Origin of the sequence: Streptomyces sp. NPDC046860, from assembly GCF_040645115.1 — a bacterium.
Classification (GTDB): domain Bacteria; phylum Actinomycetota; class Actinomycetes; order Streptomycetales; family Streptomycetaceae; genus Streptomyces.
This window is the reverse complement of the sequence record NZ_JBEYXQ010000012.1, coordinates 42,588-57,174: the sequence shown is the minus strand read 5'-3', so window position 1 is coordinate 57,174 and position 14,587 is coordinate 42,588. Positions and strand designations below refer to the sequence as shown.

Annotated in this window: 14 protein-coding genes; 7 read left to right on the top strand and 7 right to left on the bottom strand. The window is 71.5% G+C overall.

Translation table 11 applies throughout. From position 1 onward, the window contains the following. Positions 1-10: 10 nt before the first annotated feature. Positions 11-1,216, bottom strand: coding sequence for a helix-turn-helix domain-containing protein (locus ABZ898_RS18900; protein WP_361659717.1), 1,206 nt, complete (start codon positions 1,214-1,216; stop codon positions 11-13). A gap of 118 nt (positions 1,217-1,334) precedes the next feature. Between ABZ898_RS18900 and ABZ898_RS18895 the strand changes: the two genes are divergently transcribed. Next, positions 1,335-1,988 carry a pirin family protein gene (locus ABZ898_RS18895; RefSeq protein WP_361660106.1) on the top strand — a complete coding sequence of 218 codons (654 nt, stop codon included), beginning with the start codon at positions 1,335-1,337 and terminating at the stop codon, positions 1,986-1,988. Here the strand turns inward: ABZ898_RS18895 and ABZ898_RS18890 are convergent. Both ABZ898_RS18890 and ABZ898_RS18885 read right to left on the bottom strand, forming a co-directional pair. Further along, the gene (locus ABZ898_RS18890) at positions 1,985-2,806 is read right to left on the bottom strand and encodes a serine hydrolase domain-containing protein (RefSeq protein ID WP_361659714.1); all 822 of its coding nucleotides are present in this window, start codon (positions 2,804-2,806) and stop codon (positions 1,985-1,987) included. The genes ABZ898_RS18895 and ABZ898_RS18890 overlap by 4 nt on opposite strands. Positions 2,807-2,825: 19 nt before the next feature. After that, entirely contained in the window at positions 2,826-3,293 is a 468-nt protein-coding gene (locus ABZ898_RS18885) for a GNAT family N-acetyltransferase (protein ID WP_361659711.1), read from the bottom strand. A 105-nt stretch (positions 3,294-3,398) separates the two neighbouring features. Between ABZ898_RS18885 and ABZ898_RS18880 the strand changes: the two genes are divergently transcribed. Both ABZ898_RS18880 and ABZ898_RS18875 read left to right on the top strand, forming a co-directional pair. Then, positions 3,399-3,854 carry a MerR family transcriptional regulator gene (locus tag ABZ898_RS18880; RefSeq protein ID WP_361659708.1) on the top strand — a complete coding sequence of 152 codons (456 nt, stop codon included), beginning with the start codon at positions 3,399-3,401 and terminating at the stop codon, positions 3,852-3,854. Further along, on the top strand, positions 3,851-4,870 hold the full coding sequence (locus ABZ898_RS18875) for an aldo/keto reductase (RefSeq protein ID WP_361659705.1): 1,020 nt from the start codon (positions 3,851-3,853) through the stop codon (positions 4,868-4,870). The genes ABZ898_RS18880 and ABZ898_RS18875 overlap by 4 nt, the downstream gene beginning before the upstream one ends. 12 nt (positions 4,871-4,882) lie before the next feature. Here the strand turns inward: ABZ898_RS18875 and ABZ898_RS18870 are convergent, their stop codons facing one another. The 3 genes from ABZ898_RS18870 to ABZ898_RS18860 form a co-directional block, all read right to left on the bottom strand. After that, entirely contained in the window at positions 4,883-5,743 is an 861-nt protein-coding gene (locus tag ABZ898_RS18870) for a DUF4429 domain-containing protein (RefSeq protein ID WP_361659702.1), read from the bottom strand. A gap of 66 nt (positions 5,744-5,809) precedes the next feature. Further along, a complete protein-coding gene (locus tag ABZ898_RS18865) occupies positions 5,810-7,030 on the bottom strand; it encodes an alpha/beta hydrolase (protein WP_361659699.1) in 1,221 nt (406 codons plus the stop codon). 126 nt (positions 7,031-7,156) lie between these two features. Next, the gene (locus ABZ898_RS18860; RefSeq protein WP_361659696.1) at positions 7,157-7,783 is read right to left on the bottom strand and encodes a TetR family transcriptional regulator; all 627 of its coding nucleotides are present in this window, start codon (positions 7,781-7,783) and stop codon (positions 7,157-7,159) included. 120 nt (positions 7,784-7,903) lie between these two features. Between ABZ898_RS18860 and ABZ898_RS18855 the strand changes: the two genes are divergently transcribed. After that, positions 7,904-9,520 (top strand): MFS transporter, encoded by a 1,617-nt coding sequence (locus ABZ898_RS18855; RefSeq protein ID WP_361659693.1) that lies wholly within the window; start codon positions 7,904-7,906, stop codon positions 9,518-9,520. 118 nt (positions 9,521-9,638) lie between these two features. Here the strand turns inward: ABZ898_RS18855 and aceE are convergent, their stop codons facing one another. Beyond that, positions 9,639-12,386, bottom strand: a complete 2,748-nt coding sequence (gene aceE / locus ABZ898_RS18850; protein ID WP_361659690.1) for a pyruvate dehydrogenase (acetyl-transferring), homodimeric type — start codon at positions 12,384-12,386, stop codon at positions 9,639-9,641. Positions 12,387-12,801: 415 nt separating this feature from the next. Here aceE and ABZ898_RS18845 point away from each other — a divergent pair, with 415 nt between their 5' ends. The 3 genes from ABZ898_RS18845 to ABZ898_RS18835 all read left to right on the top strand — a co-directional run bounded on the left by ABZ898_RS18845 (position 12,802) and on the right by ABZ898_RS18835 (position 14,527). Beyond that, positions 12,802-13,242 carry a DUF3052 domain-containing protein gene (locus ABZ898_RS18845; RefSeq protein ID WP_361659687.1) on the top strand — a complete coding sequence of 147 codons (441 nt, stop codon included), beginning with the start codon at positions 12,802-12,804 and terminating at the stop codon, positions 13,240-13,242. A gap of 147 nt (positions 13,243-13,389) precedes the next feature. Continuing rightward, positions 13,390-13,848 carry a peroxiredoxin gene (locus ABZ898_RS18840; protein WP_361659685.1) on the top strand — a complete coding sequence of 153 codons (459 nt, stop codon included), beginning with the start codon at positions 13,390-13,392 and terminating at the stop codon, positions 13,846-13,848. A gap of 103 nt (positions 13,849-13,951) precedes the next feature. Next, positions 13,952-14,527 carry a TerD family protein gene (locus ABZ898_RS18835; RefSeq protein WP_361659682.1) on the top strand — a complete coding sequence of 192 codons (576 nt, stop codon included), beginning with the start codon at positions 13,952-13,954 and terminating at the stop codon, positions 14,525-14,527. Positions 14,528-14,587 lie beyond the last annotated feature (60 nt).

Sequence of the window (14,587 nt, the reverse complement as noted above, 5' to 3'; positions counted from 1 at the left end):
CGACAAAAGACTAGGGCTGGGACTCGCCGTCGGTGAGCCGCCCGAGGATCAGGGCGATCCGCAGCGTGAAGGCGGATCGTACATCGGAGGGCGACCAGCCGGTGACGTCAGTCACACGTCGGAGCCGGTACCGCACGGTGTTCGGGTGAACGAAGAGCATCCGCGCCGCGCCCTCCAGACTGCTCGCCTGCTCCAGGTAGACACTCAGGGTCTCCAGGAGCGCCGACCCCGCCTCCTCCAGCGGTCTGTAGATCTCCTCCACCAACTGCTCGCGCGCAGCGGGATCACCCGCGATCGCGCGCTCCGGAAGCAGATCGTCCGCCAGCACCGGCCGGGGCGCGTCCTGCCAGGCGGTGCACGCCTTCAGGCCCGCGGCGGCGGCCTGCGCCGACCGGGTCGCGGCCAGGAGATCGTTCATGACCGGCCCGGCGACCACCGGTCCCGGCGCGAAGGGGCCGATCAGCGACCTGGCCACGCTCAGCGGCTGCGAGCTGCCCCCGGCGATCACCACCAGTCGGTCCCCGAGCACCCCGGTGAGCACCTGGAGCTTGGCGTGCCGGGCGGCCCGCCGGATCGCCTCCACGGTCAGCTCGCTGTCGCCGTCCGGGGCGGTGCCGAGGATCACGCACACGTGCTCCGGCGAGTTCCAGCCGAGCGCGGCCGCCCGGCTCAGCGCCCCCTCGTCGGCCTCGCCGCTGAGCACAGCGTTCACCACCAGCGACTCCAGCCGGGCGTCCCAGGCGCCGCGTGCCTCGGCGGCCTGGGCGTAGACCTGGGCGGTGGCGAAGGCGATCTCCCGCGCGTAGACGAGCAGCGCCTCGCGCAGCACCCGCTCGTCGCCGGGCGCGGCCACCTCGTCGATGGCGCTCTCCATGACCTCGATGGTGGTGCGCACCATCTCCACGGTCTGGCGCAGCGTGATCGCGCGGGTCAGCTCACGGGGCGCCGTGCCGAAGACGTCGGTCGAGATGGCCTGCGGCGCCTCGGGGTGCCGGAACCACTCGGTGAAGGCGGCGATGCCGGCCTGGGCCACGAGCCCGATCCAGGACCGGTTCTCCGGGGGCATGGCCCGGTACCACGACAGGGTGTCGTCCATCCGCGCGATGGCCTGCGCGGCGAGACTCCCGGAGGACTTCTCCAGCCGCCTCAGGGTCGCCGAGTGCGGGTGGGCGGCGTGTACTGCGGGTTCGCTGGGGTGGGATTCGGGTTCGGGCACGTGGACAAGACTGCCTTATCGGGACGCGCGCATGTGCCGCCGGGTCCGTCCAGCGCCTCCGCACCGGCCGGTACATGCCTGCGGCACGGGCGCCGCGCGCATTACCGTGGGGTGCGTGATGGAGGTACGGCGCGCGGCCGAGCGCTACCGCGGAGGAGACCCGGAGGCGGGCATCGAGTCCCGGCACGCCTTCTCGTTCGGGCCGCACTACGACCCCGGGAACCTGCGCTTCGGCGCGGTGATCGCCTGCAACGAGGAGCGGCTCGCGCCCGGCGCCGGCTTCGACGAGCACCCGCACAGCCACACCGAGATCGTCACCTGGGTCGTCGAGGGCGAGCTGACCCACCGCGACTCCGCCGGCCACGAGAGCGTGGTCCGCCCCGGCGACGTGCAGCACCTGAGCGCGGCCGCGGGCGTGCGGCACGTCGAGCGCAACGACCGCGCCGCCCCGCTGACCTTCGTGCAGATGTGGCTGGCCCCGCTGGAGCCGGGCGGCGAGCCGTCCTACGAGGTCGTGCCGGGGATCGCCGACTCCACCCCGTACGCCCTGCCCGGGGCGGGCGCGATGCTGCACGTGCGGCGGCTGGCGGCCGGGGAGCGCACGGCGGTCCCGGACGCGGCCCACCTCTACGTCCATGTGGTGCGCGGCGAGGCCGAGCTCGGCGGACAGACGCTCGGCCCCGGCGACTCGGCCCGGATCACCGGCGCCGAGGGGCTCTCGGCGACCGGGGTGACGGCGGCCGAGCTGCTGCTGTGGGAGATGGGCGCCTAGCCGCGGACCTCGGCCAGCACGGCGTCCGTGAGCGCCGGCCACGCCTCGACCGCCCAGGGGCCGAAGGCCCGGTCGGCGAGGGCGACGGCGGCGACCCCCGCGTCCGGGTCGGCCCACAGGAAGGTGCCGGACTGGCCGAAGTGGCCGAAGGTGCGCGGGGAGGAGGAACTCCCGGTCCAGTGCGGGGACTTGCCGCCCCGGATCTCGAAGCCGAGGCCCCAGTCGTTGGGGTTCTGGTGCCCGTACCCCGGCAGCACGCCCTTGGTGCCCGGGTACTGCACGGTCATCGCCTCCGCGACCGTCCTCGGGTCCAGCAGCCGGGGCGCCTGCAGCTCCGCCGCGAAGCGCAGCAGGTCCGCCACCGTGGACACCCCGTCCTTGGCGGGCGAGCCCTCCAGCGAGGTCGAGGTCATGCCCAGCGGCTCCAGCACCGCCTGGCGCAGGTACTCCGCGAAGGGGATGTCGGCGGCCTTGGCGATGTGGTCGCCGAGCTGCTCGAAACCGGCGTTGGAGTACAGCCGCCGCTCACCCGGCGCGGACATCGTGCGGTGCTCGTCGAAGGCCAGCCCGGAGGTGTGCGCCAGCAGATGGCGGACCGTGGCCCCGGGCGGCCCGGCGGGCTCGTCCAGCTCGACGGCACCCTCCTCGTACGCCACCAGCGCCGCGTAGGCGGCCAGCGGCTTGGTCACCGAGGCCAGCGGGAAGCGGTGGCCGTCCGGGCCGTGGGTACCGAGGACGGTCCCGTCGGCTCGTACGACACCCGCGGCGGCGGTGGGGACGGGCCAGTTCTCGGTCAGCGCCAGGCTCTGCAACGACATGCCAGGGAGCCTATGCGGGTCACAGCCGCAGCTCCATCAAGGGGTCCGGCTTGGGCCGGAACCCCAGCGCCTCGTACATCGGGCGGGCCTCGGCGGAGGCGGTCAGCTGGATCTGCCGGGCGCCCCGCCCGCGGAACCAGGCCAGCAGCTCGTCCACGCAACGGCGGGAGTAGCCCCGGCGGCGGGTCCCGGGGTCGGTGGCCACGCTGCAGACGAAGCCGACCACGCCCCGCGGGTTGGACTCGCGCCCGATCCGGTACTCGGCCGTCCCCGCCGCGAGCGCGGCCAGCGCCCCGGGCCGCTCCGGGTGGTCCACCACGAAGGCGGCGAACGTGCCGTCCGGGTCGGCGAGCCGGGCCCGCAGGCCGGACAGGGACTCCTCGTGCCAGGTCCCCGCGTCGCCCCCGGAGACGGCGTCGATCATGACCTGGCGCAGGCGCAGCACTTCCCGCGCATCCTCGGGCACGGCCCGGCGTACGAGACTCATGCCGGACAGGCCCTAGCGTCCGGCCCCGGCCCCGGCCCCCGTCCTGGCCATTTCTGCCCGATTCCGCTTGCCTGGAGTGCGCTCCAAGGCCATAGCGTTGAGGCCATGACGGTGATGCAGACGACGCAAGCGGCGGCTCCCGGCCGGGATCTCTGCTCCGGCCCCGCCCCGACTCATCCGAGGCCCGACGGGCAGGACCCGTACACGATCAGCGAGGTCGTCGCCTTCACCGGACTGACCGCGCACACCCTGCGCTGGTACGAGCGCATCGGACTGATGCCGCACGTCGACCGCTCGCACACCGGCCAGCGCCGCTACACCAACCGCGACCTGGACTGGCTGGTCTTCGTGACCAAGCTCCGGCTGACCGGCATGCCGGTCGCCGACATGGTCCGCTACGCGGCACTGGTGCGGCAGGGGCAGAGCACCTACGAGGAGCGGCGCGAGCTGCTGGAGTCGACGCGCCGGGACGTCCTCACCCGCATCGACGAACTGCGGGACACGCTCGCCGTGCTCGACCTGAAGATCGGTTTCTACGCCACGGAGGGGACCACCCGATGACCGACCGCACGCTGCCGTCCGTGACCCTGGGCCGGACCGGCCCCGAGACGGGAGTCCAGGGCCTGGGCTGCATGGGCATGAGCTTCGGCTACGGCCCGGCCGACGCCGAGCAGTCGCGGGCCGCTCTGGAACGCGCCCTCGAACTCGGTGTCACGCTGTACGACACGGCGGACGCCTACGGCGCCGGCGAGAACGAGCGGTTCCTCGCCCCCTTCTTCAAGGCCCACCGCGACGAGGTGGTCGTCGCCACCAAGTTCGCCCTGTCCATCCCGCCGGACGACCCGGGCAAGCGGATCATCCGCAACGACGCCCCCTACATCCGTCAGTCCGTCGAGGACAGCCTCCGGCGGCTCGGCGTCGACGTGATCGACCTCTATTACATGCACCGCCGCGATGTGGACATCCCCCTCGAGGACACCGTCGGCGTCATGGCCGACCTCGTCCGCGAGGGCAAGGTCAAGCACCTGGGACTGAGCGAGGTCACGGCCGCCGAGCTGCGCGCCGCGCACGCCGTCCATCCCATCGCCGCCCTGCAGTCCGAGTGGTCCCTGTTCAGCCGGGACATCGAGGCCCAGGTGGTTCCGGCCGCCCGCGAGCTGGGCGTCGGCCTGGTGCCCTACTCCCCGCTGGGCCGCGGCTTCCTCACTGGCGCCTTCACCGACGCGGCCAAGGAGCTGACGGCCGACGACTTCCGCCGGTCCCAGCCCCGCTTCACCGGGGACAACGCGGCCGCCAACGCGGCCCTGCTGGAGCCGGTGCGCCAGGTGGCCGAGGCCCACGGGGCCACCCCGGGCCAGGTCGCGCTGGCCTGGGCGCACCAGCGGGCGGCGGTGCACGGCCTCACGGTCGTGCCGATCCCCGGCACCCGCCGGGCGGAACGGGTCACCGAGAACGCCGGGGCCGCCCACCTCGTCCTCACCGGCGAGGAGCTGGCCCTGCTGGAGCCGATCGCCGGGCGGGTCGCGGGGGACCGGTACGCCGACATGACGTTCACCTCGGCGGGCCGGGAGGGGTAGGGCCGCGGGCCCCTACAGCTCCGCCAGCAGCTCGGCCTTCTTGGCGGTGAACTCCTCGTCGGTCACCAGACCGGCCTGGTGCAGTTCACCGAGATGGCGGATGCGCTCGGCGATGTCGGCCGGGTCCCGCCGGGGCGCGGCCGGCGCGGCGGTCACGGCCGGTACCGCTCCCCGGGTCCGCACGGCCGCGAGGACGGCCGCCGCGAACGGCAGCGACTCGTGCACCGGGCCGTACCCGAGCCCGAAGACCACGGTCGCCGCGTCCTGGTCGGGCGGCACCGGCGCGGCGGCTCCCGCGGTGTCGTTCGGCAGCAGCCGCAGGTACCCCTCGAACGCCTCCGGTGAGCGCCACTCCACCCCGCCGAGGTCCGCGACCGCGAACCTCTGGTCGCCCGCCTTCCACTTCGCGGTGGACGCACCCGTCCACGACCAGCGGAAACGCACCGATGTGCCGTCGAAGGACGCCTTGCCGTCGTACGCCTTGAACCTGCGCGGCGCCTCGGGGGCGTCGATCAGATGGCGGTCGGCGGGACCGGTCCCGGTCAGCGCGGCCTTCAGCTCGTCGGCGTAGTACTCGGCCAGGGTCTCCCGCTCGGCGGGCATGACCAGCCGGTACGGGTCCAGCCCCTCGGGCAGCTGGCCCGCCGCCGCCTCCAGCAGAGGGTCGGCTCCGGCGCGCGGCTTCAGCCGCAGCACGACCGTGCCCCGTCTGCCCTCGGCCAGGCTCACGCCCTCCAGCGCGGCGAGCGGCACCCGCCGTTCACCGAGTGCCTGGAAGAGTTTCGGTGTGCGTATCCCCCGTTCGTATCGGATGAGCACGGAGTCGGATTCGAACTCCCAGACGGCATGGAAACCCGCCAGTACGTCACCCATGCGGCTCATCGTATGCGGCACATGTCCCTCCGTCGCCACCCGCGCCGACCGCACTTCCTGCTGTTTCTACGCGCGTCCCGCGGCGGGCGCGTCCGGCACCCCGGCCCGGCACGCCTTCTCGCCGCGGGCGCATGTCACCGCGCCGTACGCCCCCACGCCGACCTCGGCGAGGTTGCGCAGGCTGTCCGTGCCCGGCTGGAAATAGCCGGCGTGGCCCCGCGCGTCGCGCGAGGACAGCACCCGCGCGCCGAACGCGCCGGACACCGGGTCCGCTCCGTGCCCGAGCCCGCCGACCTCCAGGTACGGCACGTCCTGCACCCAGTCGGTGGCGTCCCGCATCGCCCACACCCGGGCGGTCGGGTTCAGATGCGCGGCCTTGGCCACCCGCATGCCGGGGCTCGCGGCCACCGCGATGTCGCTGACCCGGCCGGGCATGCCGGGCGCGGCGACCCCGCAGACCACCGAGCCGTAGCTGTGGCAGAACATCGACACCTCGGCCCGGCCGGGCAGCCCCCGCAGCATCGCGTTCAGCCGGACCGCCCCGTCGGACGCGCGCATCGCGGTCGCCGCGTCCACGCCGAGCCCGGCGGGCGCGGTGTAGTCGGCCCAGGCGATCACGGCGGTACGGGTCGAGGGCGCGGCCCGCCGCTCGGCGGAGTAGAGCGCCTTGGCCATGCCGACCGGGGCGCTGTAGGGGCGGTAGGACTTCTCGAAGGTGAGCAGGTCGGTGTCGACGCCGGGCACCACCACGGAGATCCGGTCGGCGTGGCGCAGGTCGCCGAAGACCTCGGCGATGCGGCCGGAGCCCTCGGGGTCGAAGGCGAGGATGTGCCGCTCGGGCTTCATCAGCGCCTCGTACCGGTGCATCCGGCGGGCGGCGTCCTGCTGGCCGGCCGTACTGAGCCGGTTGTCGTCCATGCGCCGGGACTCCACGTCCCGCTCCCGTTCGAGCGCCACTCTGTTGGCCTCGTAGCGCAGGGACACGGGCGCGCCGTTCATGTTGCCCACGGCCAGCGGGTAACGCGTCGCCAGGTCATGGCGGTCCCGGGCGGAGAGCGAGCCGAAGAAACGGGCCAGCCCGTCCGGGGCGGTCTTCGCCGGGTCCGGGAGGGGCTTGCCGTGGACGCTGTCGCGCACCCACTCGGAGAGGGACGACCGCAGCGCGGCCGACTCGCGGTGGGTGTGCAGGGCGGTCCAGCCGGTGATCGCGAGCATCACGAACACGACGGCCAGCGCCAGCAGTGCGCGCCATACGTTGAGCTGGGGAGAGGTGCCGAAGGAAGTCACTGGGAGGACACACTAGGAGAACGGAAGGGTCTCGGGGCAATCGAGTGGCGGGGATCACGTTTCGCGTGCCGGGGGCCGCTTCACGGACGATCTTCCACAACGATCTCCCGTGATCCGCCAACGATTTCAGGCCGCGCGCCAGTTCCCCGTCAACGCCGGGCCCACCTGGTCGAGGTAGGCCGCCGTGAGCCCCCGGATGGCCGACAGGCTGAAGTCGTCGCCGGTGCTCCACTGCCGCTCGGTGACCCGTATCACCCCGGCGAAGACGGCCACGGCCAGCCGCGGCCGGGGGTCGGTGTCCACGTCGACGCCCTCGCGCTCCGCGAGCAGCCGGGCGATGGTCTGCTCGGTCGCCGCCGAACGGCGCAGATGCGCGGCGAGCAGCGCGGGCGTCGTCTCGATCATGCGGTACATGCGCAGGTAGAGCTCGACCGGGACCATCGACTCGACGGTCTCCCGGATCTCGTCCCAGCCCTCCAGGACCGCCTGCCGCAGCGCCTCCATCGGCGGCTCGTGCGGCGGCCGGGCGCGCACGGCGGCCACGAAGTGCGCCTCGGTCATCTCCTGCACGGCGAAGGCGGCGTCCTCCTTGCCGGCGAAGTAGCGGAAGAAGGTGCGCTGCGAGACGTCGACCGCCTCGGCGATCTCGTCGACGGTGGTGCGCTCGTACCCCTGGGTGGTGAACAGTTCGAGCGCGGCGCGGACCAGCGCCTCGCGGGTACGCCGCTTCTTGCGCTCGCGCAGCGTCTCCATGGGCCTCTCCCTGTACGTCCTTCCCGGTCAGCCTATGCGTTCCGGCAGGGGTGCCCGGTCCAGCCCGTCGGCGGGTGAACCCGTTTGTCAAGTGTCAGTGACTGTCACTAGCCTCATTACATGACTAGTCAGACCACCATCGACAAGACGGGACCGGAGGACGGGTCGCCCACCGACGCGCCGCCGCCCGCCCCCGCGGGCCTGCGCGGCCACCCCTGGTTCACCCTGATCACCGTCGCCGTCGGCGTCATGATGGTGGCCCTCGACGGCACCATCGTGGCCATCGCCAACCCGGCCATCGCCAAGGACCTGCACGCGAGCTTCTCCGACGTGCAGTGGATCACCAACGCCTACTTCCTCGCCCTCGCGGTCGCCCTGATCACCGCGGGCAAGCTCGGTGACCGCTTCGGCCACCGGCAGACCTTCCTCATCGGCGTGACCGGCTTCGCCCTCGCCTCGGGCGCCATCGGCCTGTCCCACAGCATCCCGATGGTGGTCACCTTCCGGGTCTTCCAGGGCCTGTTCGGCGCGCTGCTGATGCCGGCCGCCCTCGGCCTGCTGCGGGCCACCTTCCCGGCCGAGCGCCTCAACATGGCGATCGGCATCTGGGGCATGGTCATCGGCGCCTCCACCGCCGGCGGCCCGATCCTCGGCGGCGTGCTGGTCCAGCACGTCAACTGGCAGTCGGTGTTCTTCATCAACGTGCCCGTCGGCCTGCTCGCCCTGCTGCTCGGCACGCTGATCCTGCTCGACCACCGCGCGGAGAACGCCCCGCGCTCCTTCGACCTGCCCGGCATCGCGCTGCTCTCCGGCGCCATGTTCTGCCTGGTCTGGGCGCTCATCAAGGCCCCCGAGTGGGGCTGGGGCGACGGCCGGACCTGGGGCTTCATCGGCGCCTCGGCGCTGCTCTTCGTGGTCTTCGCCTGGTGGGAGACGAAGGTCGCGGAGCCGCTGATCCCGCTGACCCTGTTCCGCTCGGTCCCGCTGTCGGCCGGTGTGGTGCTCATGGTCCTGATGGCCATCGCCTTCATGGGCGGCCTGTTCTTCGTCACCTTCTACCTGCAGAACGTGCACGGACTCAGCCCGGTCGACGCCGGTCTGCACCTGCTCCCGCTCACCGGCATGATGATCGTCGGCTCCCCGCTGGCGGGCTTCGCCATCACCAAGCTGGGCCCGCGCGTCCCGCTCGCCGGAGGCATGACCCTCACCGCCGTCGCCATGTACGGCATGTCCACCCTGGAGGCGGACACCGGCAGCGCGACCATGTCGGTCTGGTTCGCCCTGCTCGGCCTCGGTCTCGCCCCGGTCATGGTGGGCGCCACCGAGGTCATCGTCGGCAACGCCCCGATGGCGCTCTCCGGTGTCGCGGGCGGCCTCCAGCAGGCGGCCATGCAGATCGGCGGCAGCCTCGGCACCGCCGTCCTGGGCGCCGTCATGGCCTCCAAGGTCGACAACGACCTGCCGGGCAACTGGACCGGCGCGGGCCTGCCCCCGCTGACCCCCACTCAGCTCGACCAGGCGTCCCAGGCCGTCCAGGTGGGCGTGGCCCCGGTGGCCAAGGGCATGCCCGCACCCCTGATCACCAAGATCACCGATGTCGCCCACGACACCTTCATCTCCGGCATGAGCCTCGCCTCCCTGGTGGCGGCGGGCGTAGCGGCGGTCGCCATCCTGGTGGCCCTCCTGACCCGCCGGGGCGAGAACGCCGAGGCGGGCGCGGGAGTGGGGCACATCTAGGTTCCGGGTGACGGGTGGCTTTTCAGGGGCGCGGGGAACCGCGCGACCAGCCACGGCGAACCCGCTGACGCGCGACCACCTAAGCAGAACGGTGGTCGCGCGTCGGCATGACAAGGCCCTACGCGTCGCCGCCGGCCGCGCCGGGCGCCGCCGCCTTCACATCGAGCAACTGGTACCGGTCGATGGCCTGCTTCAGCACGGACCGGTCGACCTTCCCCTCCTTCGCCAGCTCGGTCAGCACGGCCACCACGATCGACTGCGCGTCGATGTGGAAGAACCGCCGGGCCGCGCCGCGCGTGTCCGCGAACCCGAACCCGTCCGCGCCCAGCGACTGGTACGGCCCCGGCACCCAGCGGGCGATCTGGTCCGGCACCGACCGCATCCAGTCCGACACCGCCACGAACGGCCCCTCGGCCCCGCCGAGCTTCCGCGTCACGAACGGCACCCGCTGCTCCTCCTCGGGGTGCAGCAGGTTGTGCTCCTCGCAGGCCACCGCCTCCCGGCGCAGCTCGCTCCAGGAGGTCGCGGACCAGACGTCGGCCCGGACGTTCCACTCGTCGGCGAGCATCTGCTGCGCCTCCAGCGCCCAGGGCACCGCGACACCGGACGCCATGATCTGCGCCGGGATCGAGCCGCCCGAGCCCTCCCGCAGCCGGTGGACGCCCTTGAGGATGCCCTCCACGTCCACGTCCGCCGGCTCGGCGGGGTGCCTGATGGGCTCGTTGTAGACGGTGAGGTAGTAGAAGACGTCCTCGCCGTGCGGGTGCTGCTCGTCGCCGCCGTACATCCGGCGCAGCCCGTCCTGGACGATGTGCGCGATCTCGTACCCGTACGCCGGGTCGTAGGCCACGCAGGCCGGGTTGGTGGAGGCCAGGAGCTGGGAGTGGCCGTCGGCGTGCTGGAGACCCTCACCGGTCAGGGTCGTGCGGCCGGCGGTCGCGCCCAGGACGAAACCGCGCGAGAGCTGGTCGGCCATCTGCCAGAACTGGTCGCCGGTGCGCTGGAAACCGAACATCGAGTAGAAGACGTACACCGGGATCAGCGGCTCGCCGTGGGTGGCGTAGGCCGAGCCCGCCGCGATCAGCGAGGCCGTGCAGCCCGCCTCGGAGATGCCGTCGTGCAGCATCTGGCCCGTCGGGGACTCCTTGTAGGCGAGCAGCAGCTCCCGGTCCACCGACTCGTACTGCTGGCCGAGCGGGTTGTAGATCTTCGCGCTCGGGAAGAAGGAGTCCATGCCGAACGTGCGGTACTCGTCCGGCGCGATCAGCACGAACCGCTTGCCGATCTCCTTGTCCCGCATGAGGTCCTTCAGCAGTCGCACGAACGCCATCGTGGTGGCGATGGACTGCTGGCCCGACCCCTTCTTCACACTCGCGTACGCCTTCTCGTCGGGCAGCGCGAGCGGTTCCGAGCGCACGACGCGCGTCGGGACGTAACCCCCGAGCGACTTGCGCCGGTCGTGCATGTACTGCATCTCCTCCGAGTCCCGGCCCGGGTGGTAGTACGGCGGGGCGCCGGACTCCAGCTCACGGTCGGAGATCGGCAGGTGCAGCCGGTCGCGGAAGCCCTTGAGGTCGTCGACCGTCAGCTTCTTCATCTGGTGGGTGGCGTTGCGGCCCTCGAAGTTGGGGCCCAGCGTCCAGCCCTTGACCGTCTTGGCCAGGATCACCGTCGGCTGGCCCTTGTGCTCCTTGGCCGCCTTGAACGCCGCGTAGATCTTGCGGTGGTCGTGGCCGCCGCGGCCCAGGTGCAGGACCTGGTCGTCGGTCATGTTCTCGACCATGGCCCGCAGCCGGTGGTCGTCACCGAAGAAGTGGTCCCGGATGTAGGCGCCGGACTCGGTGGCGTACGTCTGGAACTGGCCGTCCGGGGTGGTGTTCATCCGGTTGACCAGCACGCCGTCCCGGTCCTGGGCCAGCAGCGGGTCCCAGCTCCGGTCCCACACCAGCTTGATCACGTTCCAGCCGGCGCCCCGGAACTGGGACTCCAGCTCCTGGATGATCTTGCCGTTGCCGCGCACCGGCCCGTCGAGCCGCTGGAGGTTGCAGTTGACCACGAAGGTCAGGTTGTCCAGCCCCTCGCGGGCGGCGATGGAGAGCTGGCCCAGCGACTCCGGCTCGTCCATCTCGCCGTCGCCGAGGAACGCCCAGACGTGGGAGCCGGAGGTGTCGGCGATGCCGCGCGCCTCCATGTAGCGGTTCATCCGGGCCTGGTAGATCGCGCCGAGCGGGCCGAGGCCCATGGAGACGGTCGGGAACTCCCAGAAGTCGGGCATCGAGCGCGGGTGCGGATAGCTGGACAGGCCGTCCGGGAACTTCGAGTGCTCCTGGCGGAAGCCGTCGAGCTGGTTCTCGGTGAGCCGGTCGAGCAGGTACGCGCGGGCGTAGATGCCCGGCGAGGCATGGCCCTGGAAGAAGACCTGGTCGCCGCCGTCGCCGCCGTCCTTGCCCCGGAAGAAGTGGTTGAAGCCCACGTCGTACAGGGAGGCCGAGGAGGCGAAGGTGGCGATGTGGCCGCCGACGCCGATGCCGGGGCGCTGGGCGCGCGAGACCATCACGGCCGCGTTCCAGCGGGTCGCGTTGAGGATGCGGCGCTCGATCTCCTCGTTGCCGGGGAAGAACGGCTCGCTCTTGGTGGGGATCGTGTTGACGTAGTCCGTGCTGCGCATCTCGGGCACGGCCACGCGCTTCTCGCGCGCCCGCTCGATCAGCCGCAGCATCAGATACCTGGCCCGTTCCCGGCCGCGCTCGTCGACAGCGGCGTCGAGGGAGTCGAGCCACTCCTGCGTTTCCTCGGGATCGAAGTCAGGAACCTGACTCGGAAGGCCGCCAATGATGATCGGATTGCGATCGGAACCGGAAGCCACGCTGTTCCTTACCTGTCGGAGGGACCTGCCTACACCGTTCCCCATCGTGTACCTGGGGAACGCGGTACGTCATCCACTGGTTCACTTCGTTCCCCCGCGTCCCCCGCCGCCGGGACCTCCACCGGTCAAATCGCAACGATACGCCCGGGGTGTGACGGGCATGGCAAAAATGTTCGATGGGCGTAACCGTGGATGATTCCGAAGCGCGCATAAGGGGCACATCGGTGTGATGTGGTTCCTCGGGAAACGGGATACGGTGCCAGGAGAGACGGCGGAGCGGCCCGGAAAGTCACCGTTTCGGCGGTCAGGACGGCCGGGTACTTGCGCGATCCGCCCCGCCCGTGTGGACTACGGCCAATGCTTCGCGCACGCGCGTGGCTGAGATATTCACCAAGACATGATCAGGAGGCAACCCGTGAGCGCGACCGCGGACCACGCGGAGGAGCGGACGAACCCTGCCGCCAGGCTGGGGTTCCAGCCCGGACAGGTGGTCCAGGAGATCGGCTACGACGAAGACGTCGATCAGGAGCTCCGCGAGGCCATCGAGGAAGCCGTCCAGGGCGACCTGATGGACGAGGAATACGACGACGTGGCCGACGCCGTTGTGCTGTGGTTCCGTGATGACGACGGAGACCTCACCGATGTACTCGTGGATGCCACCACGTACATCGAAGAGGGCGGCGCCATCCTGCTTCTGACGCCGAAGACCGGCCGTTCGGGGTATGTGGAGCCGAGCGACATCTCGGAGGCTGCAAACACCGCAGGGCTGACCGCTTCGAAGAGCGTCAGTGTCGGCAAGGACTGGAGCGGCTCGCGTCTGGCGACGCCGAAGGCCGCCAAGTCCGGCAAGCGCTAGCAAGCGCTGGAAAGACGCGTCATCGCCGCGCCGGACGGGCCGGGACTCCCCGGTCCGCCCGGCGGTCCCGGCGTGGCCGCTGCGTAGGGTGGGACCGGGGGAGTGACCCGCGCTCACCCGTACAGGCCGGCGAAGGGATGCAGGACGATGACGATCAAGGCAGGCGACGAGGCCCCCGACTTCGCACTGAAGGACAACCACGGCCGCACCGTCCGCCTCTCCGACTTCCGGGGCGAGAAGAACGTGGTGCTGCTCTTCTACCCCTTCGCCTTCACCGGCGTGTGCACGGGAGAGCTGTGCGAGCTGCGTGACAACCTTCCGCAGTTCACCGACCGCGAGACCCAGCTGCTCGCCGTCTCCAACGACTCCATGCACACCCTGCGCGTCTTCGGCGAGCAGGAGGGCCTGGAGTACCCGCTGCTCAGCGACTTCTGGCCGCACGGCAACGTCAGCCGCGCCTACGGCGTCTTCGACGACGACAAGGGATGCGCGGTGCGCGGCACCTTCATCATCGACAAGACGGGCACCGTGCGCTGGACCGTGGTCAACGGCCTGCCCGACGCCCGCGACCTGACCGACTACGTCAAGGCGCTCGACACCCTGTGAGCGGCCCCGCGCTTCGCGGGAACCCGTCACTAGGATCGGCACGTTGATCCCGTATCCGATGCACGACGGGGCTCCGGGCCCCAGGACACCACATGGAGGACCCGTGGGAGTCAGCCTCAGCAAGGGTGGCAACGTCTCGCTGACCAAGGAGGCTCCCGGCCTGACCGCCGTCATCGTCGGTCTGGGCTGGGACGTGCGCACCACGACCGGCACCGACTTCGACCTCGACGCCAGCGCGCTGCTGCTCAACAGCGCCGGCAAGGTGGCCAGCGACCAGCACTTCGTCTTCTTCAACAACCTCAAGAGCCCCGACGGCTCCGTCGAGCACACCGGCGACAACCTCACCGGTGAGGGCGAGGGCGACGACGAGCAGGTCAAGGTGGACCTCGCGGGCGTCCCGGCCGACGTGGAGCGGATCGTCTTCCCGGTCTCGATCTACGAGGCCGAGAACCGCCAGCAGTCCTTCGGCCAGGTCCGCAACGCCTTCATCCGCGTCGTGAACCAGGCCGGCGGCCAGGAACTGGCGCGCTACGACCTCAGCGAGGACGCCTCCACCGAGACGGCCATGGTCTTCGGCGAGCTGTACCGCAACGGCCCGGAGTGGAAGTTCCGCGCCATCGGCCAGGGGTACGCCTCGGGCCTGCGCGGCATCGCCCAGGACTTCGGCGTCAACGTCTGACGCCGGCGGACCGACCCCCTGTCCGGCGCCGCCCGCCCTCGCGGGCGGCGTCCGGGGGTT